The organism is Streptomyces sp. L-9-10, assembly GCF_004151105.1.
Lineage (GTDB): Bacteria > Actinomycetota > Actinomycetes > Streptomycetales > Streptomycetaceae > Streptomyces.
The window spans coordinates 1-6,628 of record NZ_PHRF01000047.1 but is presented as its reverse complement, the minus strand read 5'-3'; the positions used below and the strand labels follow the sequence as shown (position 1 = coordinate 6,628).

The following is a 6,628-nucleotide window of genomic DNA, read 5'->3' as shown; positions in this document are numbered from 1 at the left end:
AGAACGGCAGACCACCACCGGCCTCCTCACCGTCTCCGCCACCCGCCAGAAGCGACGCATGCAAAGACGCGTCCAGCAGCGCGGGATGCAGACCGAACGCGGCCGCGTCACCCTCCGCGCTCTCCGGCAGGCTCACCTCCGCGAAGATCTCGCCATCGCGCCGCCAAGCCGCCCTCAGCCCCTGGAACACCGGGCCATACACGAATCCCAGCTCGTCGAACCTCTCATAGCAACCCTCGACGTCGAGGGACTCGGCACCGGCCGGCGGCCATACCGTCGCGTCGAACCCGGTCTCCGCCCCCTCGGAGCGGCCGACCAGCGCGCCGGTGGCGTGCTGGGTCCAGGGTGCGTCCGACACGTCCGCCCCGTCCTCGGGGCGGGAGTAGATCCCCACCGACCGACGGCCCGACTCGTCAGGGGTACCGACCGCGACCTGCACCTGAACCGCACCACGCTCGGGCAGGGTCAGTGGCGCGGCGAGCGTCAGCTCCTCCACACGGTCGCAGCCGACCTCGTCACCGGCCCGGACCGCCAGCTCAAGCAGCGCCGTTCCCGGTACGAGAACCCGGCCCATCACCGCGTGATCAGCCAGCCACGGATGCGACTGGACCGACAACCGACCGGTGAACAACACCCCCTGGCCGGCCGCGAGTTCGACGGCCGCGCCCAGCAGCGGATGTTCGGCGGAACCGAGACCCGCCGCGCGCACATCACCGGCGGTGGCGGACTGCGACCCGGCCGGCCAGAACCACTGGTGCTGGAAGGCGTACGTGGGCAACTCGACCGGCCGCGCCCCCGTACCCGTGAAGAACGCGGTCCAGTCGACCGTCGCCCCGTGCGCGTGGACGCGAGCCAGCGCGGCGAGGGCGGTCGACTCCTCGGGGCGGTCCTTGCGGAGGATCGGTACGATCGCCGCCTCTTCCGGTACGGACTCCTGGGCCATGGCCGACAGCACACCGTCCGGACCAAGCTCCAGGAACGTGCGCACGCCCTGCTCGGCCAGCGTCCGCACACCATCCGCGAAGCGGACCGCCTCGCGGACATGCCGTACCCAGTACGCGGGCGAGGACAACTCCTCCGCCGACGCCAGGCCACCGGTCAGATTCGACACGACCGGGATACGGGGTGTCTCGAACGACAAGCCCTCGGCCACCGCACGGAAGTCGTCCAGCATCGGCCGCATCAAAGGCGAGTGGAAGGCGTGCGACACCCGCAGACGCGTGGTCTTGCGACCCTGCGCCTCCAGCAGCGCCGCCACGGCCAGAACCGCGGTCTCATCGCCGGAGACGACGACGGAAGCGGGACCGTTGATCGCGGCGATCGACACCTCGTCCGACAGCAGCGGAAGAATCTCGTCCTCCGTCGCCCGTACCGCGACCATCGCGCCACCGGCCGGCAGTGCCCGCATCAGCTTCGCCCGCGCCAGGACCAGGGTGCAGGCGTCCTTCAGCGAGAACACCCCCGCCACATGCGCGGCCGCGATCTCACCGATCGAGTGACCGGCGACGAAGTCCGGCTTCACGCCCCACGACTCCACCAGCCGGAACAGCGCCACCTCGATGGCGAACAGCGCGGGCTGGGTGAAGCCCGTGTCATTCAGCGGCTCGGCGTCCTCGCCCCACATCACCTCGCGCAGGGGCCGTTCCAACTCCCCCTCCAGCGCGGCGAGTACGGAGTCCAGCGCGGCGGCGAACACCGGGAACCGCCCGTACAGCTCGCGGCCCATACCGAGCCGCTGACTGCCCTGACCGGAGAACAGCACCGCTGTCCTGCCTCCGAGCGCGGCTCCCGACACCGCCGACGGATCCGCATCACCGGACGCCAGAGCCCCAAGAGCCCGCACCGCATCTGCGGAATCGCCCGCCAGCACCACCGCGCGGTGCTCGAACACCGAGCGGCCCGTCGCCAGCGAGAACCCGACATCCACCGGCCGCAGCTCCGGCCGCGCCTCGACGTAGGAGCGCAGCCTGGCCGCCTGGGCCGCCAGCGCCTGCGGGGTCTTGCCCGAGAGGACCCACGGCACCACAGCGGGCGACGCGGACTCCACCCCGGCCAACTCCGCCAGCTCAGTCGGCTTGGCCGACTCCGCCAACTCGGTCGGCTCGGTCGGCTCCGCCAACTCGGTCGGCTCGGTCGGCTCGGTCGGCTCGGTCGGCTCGGTCGGCTCGGTGGTCAACTCGGCCACCGGCTTAGGCTGTTCGAGAATGACATGCGCGTTCGTCCCACTGATACCGAAGGACGAGACACCCGCACGCCGTACCCGGTCGCTCTCCGGCCACCGCGTCTGCTCGGTCAGCAGTTCCACCGCACCCGCCGACCAGTCGACATGCGACGAGGGCTCGGTCACGTGCAGCGTGCGCGGCAGCGTTCCGTGCCGCATCGCCAGCACCATCTTGATGACACCGGCGACACCGGCGGCGGCCTGCGTGTGACCGATGTTGGACTTCACCGAACCGAGGAGCAGCGGACGCTCCGGGTCCCGGTCCCGTCCGTACGTGGCCAACAGCGCCTGCGCCTCGATCGGGTCGCCCAGCGTCGTCCCCGTACCGTGCGCCTCCACGGCGTCCACATCGTCCAGGGACAGTCCGCCGCTGGCCAGCGCCTGACGGATCACGCGCTGCTGGGACGGGCCGTTGGGGGCGGTGAGTCCATTGGACGCGCCGTCCTGGTTGATCGCGCTGCCGCGCAGCACCGCCAGCACCTGGTGGCCGTTGCGCCGCGCGTCGGACAGCCGCTCAAGCACCAGCATGCCGACACCCTCCGACCAGCCCACGCCATCGGCCGACTCCGAGAACGCCTTGCACCGGCCATCCGGCGACAGACCCCGCTGCCGGGAGAACTCCACGAAGGTGCCCGGGGTCGACATGACCGTCACACCGCCCGCGAGCGCCAGCGAGCATTCGCCGCCGCGCAGCGCCTGGGCCGCCAGATGCATCGCCACCAGCGACGACGAGCACGCCGTGTCCACCGTCACCGCGGGGCCCTCGAACCCGAAGGTGTACGAGACCCGGCCCGAGGCCACGCTGCCCGCGCTGCCCTGGCCCTGGTGTCCTTCGAACTGCTTGCCGTTCAGTGTGGTGCCGTAGTCGTTGTACATCACACCGGCGAACACACCGGTCGCACTGCCCTTCAGCGACACCGGGTCGATACCGGCCCGCTCGATCGCCTCCCACGACGCTTCGAGCAACAGCCGCTGCTGCGAGTCCGTCGCCATCGCCTCGCGCGGACTCATCCCGAAGAAGGCGGCATCGAAGTCGCCGGCGTTCTCGAGGAATCCGCCCGAGCGGGTGTACGACGTACCCGCGTGGTCCGGGTCCGGGTCGAAGAGACCGTCCACGTCCCAGCCACGGTTGGCCGGGAAGCCGGAGACCGCGTCGGTGCCCTCGGTGACCAGTCGCCACAGGTCCTCGGGCGAGGCCACCCCGCCCGGATAGCGGCAGCTCATCCCGACGAGCACGATCGGATCGTCGGCCACGGGCGGCAGCATCCTGACCGGGATCGTGGTCGCGGCGTCGGCCCCGGCCTCGGTGCCGAACAGTTCTTCCCGGAGATGGTCCGCGAGCGCTGTCGCGGTCGGGTAGTCGAAGATCAGCGTGGCTGTCAGCCGCAGACCCGTCACCGTACTCAGCCGGTTGCGCAGTTCCACGGCCGTCAGCGAGTCGAAGCCCAACTCCCGGAACTGCGAGGTGGCGTTCACGGCTGCCGCGTCGGCATGGCCGAGTACGAGGGCGACCTGACTCCGTACGAGATCCAGCAGCGCTTCGTGCCGCGCGGACGAGGTCAGCCCCGCCAGTCGGCCGAGAAGCCCGGCGGCGGCGGTCGCGGTGGCCGATCCGGCGATCGCGCTCCGCCGGGAGCGGGTGCGGATCAACGACCTGAGCAGCGGCGGTACATCGCCCTGTGCGCGCAGCGCCGGGAGGTCCAGCAGTACGGGCGCCACCACGGTCTCACCGGAGGCGAGCGCCGCGTCGAAGAGGGCGACGCCCTGCTCGACGGAGAGCGGCGGCATCCCGGAGCGTGCCAGGCGCCGCATGTCCGCCTCGCTCACCGTCCCGGTCATCCCGCCCACCTGATCCCACGGACCCCAGGCCAGCGACACACCCGGCAGACCCTCGGCCCGCCTACACGCCACCAAAGCGTCCAGGAACGTATTGGCCGCCGCGTAATTACCCTGCCCGGCACCACCGAACACACCCGCGACAGAGGAGAACACCACGAACGCGTCCAGACCAACATCACGCGTCAGCTCATGCAGATGCCACCCCGCGTCCACCTTCGGCCGCAGCACCGTGTCCAACCGCTCAGGCGACAGCGAACCGACCACACCGTCATCCAGCACACCCGCCGCGTGCACCACGGCGGTCAACGGATGTTCGGACGGTACGCCGGCCAGCAGCCCGGACGCGGCCGTCCGGTCGGCGAGGTCGCAGGCGGCGACCGTGACCCGCGCGCCGCGGGCGGTCAGCTCGGCGACCAGTTCGGCGGCGCCGGATGCCTCCGTACCCCGCCTGCTGGCGAGCAGCAGATGGCGCACGCCGCGCTCGGCGACGAGATGCCGGGCCAGGACGCCGCCAAGACCGCCCGTACCGCCGGTGATCAGGACCGTGCCCTCGGTGTCCCATGCCGGGCCGGTCTGGTCACCGTTCTCGCCGGCGGTCAGGGGGACACGGGTCAGTCGTCCCGCGCGGATCGCGCCGTCGCGGACGATCAGCTGTGGTTCATCGGAATCGAGAGCCTTTCGCGCCTCGGACAGGGACGACAGGTCGGCGGGGAGATCCAGCAGCCCGAAGCAGCCGGGGTTCTCCGACTGCGCGGACCGCACCAGACCCCATACGGAGGCCGCCGCCAGGTCGGCGACAGCACCGCCGTCCACGGACACGGCCCCCCGGGTGACGAACACCAGCCGCGAGCCGGCGAACCGCTCCTCGGCCAGCCAGCCCTGGATCAGCGCCAGGACCTCGGCGGTGAGCGCGTGGGCGGATTCCGCGACCTCGTTCGGGGGCGACGTACCGTCGATGCCCACCAGCACCGTGCCCGGCATCGGGGACTCCCCCGCCGCCAGCGACACCAGATCGGTGTGCGTACCGACCTCCGCGCCGGACTCGGTCATGGCGTCGGCGAGTCCCATCGGGTCCGGTCCGAGGACGACGAGCGAGCCCGGGACTGCCGACCCCGTCGTGGTCGTGGGCGCCCCCTGGGCGGCCGGCTCGGCCGCCGCCGTCACCGGCGTCCACTCCAGCCCGAACAGCGCGTCACGGACGAGGTCCACGGAAGCGGAGCCGGTCAGCTGCTCGCGCGACACGGCCCGTACGAGAAGCGAGTCGACGGTAGCGACCGGCTGACCGGACATGTCGGCGACGGCCACGGACAACGCGTCCTTACCCACCGAAGCCAACCGCACCCGCAACGCAGAAGCACCCGTCGCGTACAACGACACACCCACCCACGAGAACGGCAGACCACCACCGGCCTCCTCACCGTCTCCGCCACCCGCCAGAAGCGACGCATGCAAAGACGCGTCCAGCAGCGCGGGATGCAGACCGAACCTGGCCGCGTCACCCTCCGCGCTCTCCGGCAGGCTCACCTCCGCGAAGATCTCGCCATCGCGCCGCCAAGCCGCCCTCAGCCCCTGGAACACCGGCCCATACACGAATCCCAGCTCGTCGAACCTCTCATAGCAACCCTCGACGTCGAGGGACTCGGCACCGGCCGGCGGCCACACTGTGGCGTCGAAACCGGAGTCGGCGGCAGTGGTGTCGGCGGTCGTCAGCGCGCCGGTGGCGTGCTGCGTCCATGATCCGTCCGCCCCGTCCTCGGGGCGGGAGTAGATCCCCACCGACCGACGGCCCGACTCGTCAGGGGTACCGACCGCGACCTGCACCTGAACCGCACCACGCTCGGGCAGGGTCAGTGGCGCGGCGAGCGTCAGCTCCTCCACACGGTCACAGCCGACCTCGTCACCGGCCCGGATCGCCAGCTCAAGCAGCGCCGTTCCCGGTACGAGAACCCGGCCCATCACCGCGTGATCAGCCAGCCACGGATGCGACTGGACCGACAACCGACCCGTCACCAACGCGCCCTCGATCTCGGCGAGTTCGACGGCCGCACCGAGCAGCGGATGCTCGGCTGAACCGAGCCCGGCGGCCCGTACGTCGCCGGTACCGCCCAGGGGCCCCGCCGGCCAGAACCACGTGCGCTGGAAGGCGTACGTGGGCAGCTCGACCCGCCGCGCGCCGGCCCCCGCGAACAACGCCGGCCAGTCCGCCGGAACTCCCCGCACATGCAGCTGGGCCAACGCGGCGAGCGCGGTCGACTCCTCGGGGCGGTCCTTGCGGAGGATCGGTACGACCGCCGCCTCTTCCGGTACGGATTCCTGGGCCATGGCCGACAGCACACCGTCCGGACCCAGCTCCAGGAACGTACCCACACCCTGCTCGGCCAGCGTCCCCACACCATCCGCGAAGCGGACCGCCTCGCGGACATGCCGTACCCAGTACGCGGGCGAGGACAACTCCTCCGCCGACGCCAGGCCACCGGTCAGATTCGACACGACCGGGATACGGGGAGCCGCGAACGACAAGCCCTCCGCGACGGTGCGGAAGTCGTCCAGCATCGGATCCATCAAAGG

Annotated in this window: 1 protein-coding gene; it reads right to left on the bottom strand. The window is 71.3% G+C overall.

Annotated elements, in window-relative coordinates:
• Window positions 1–6,628, bottom strand: a 6,628-nt coding sequence (locus CU044_RS12340; protein WP_240045526.1) for a type I polyketide synthase, incomplete at both ends; no start/stop codon positions are given.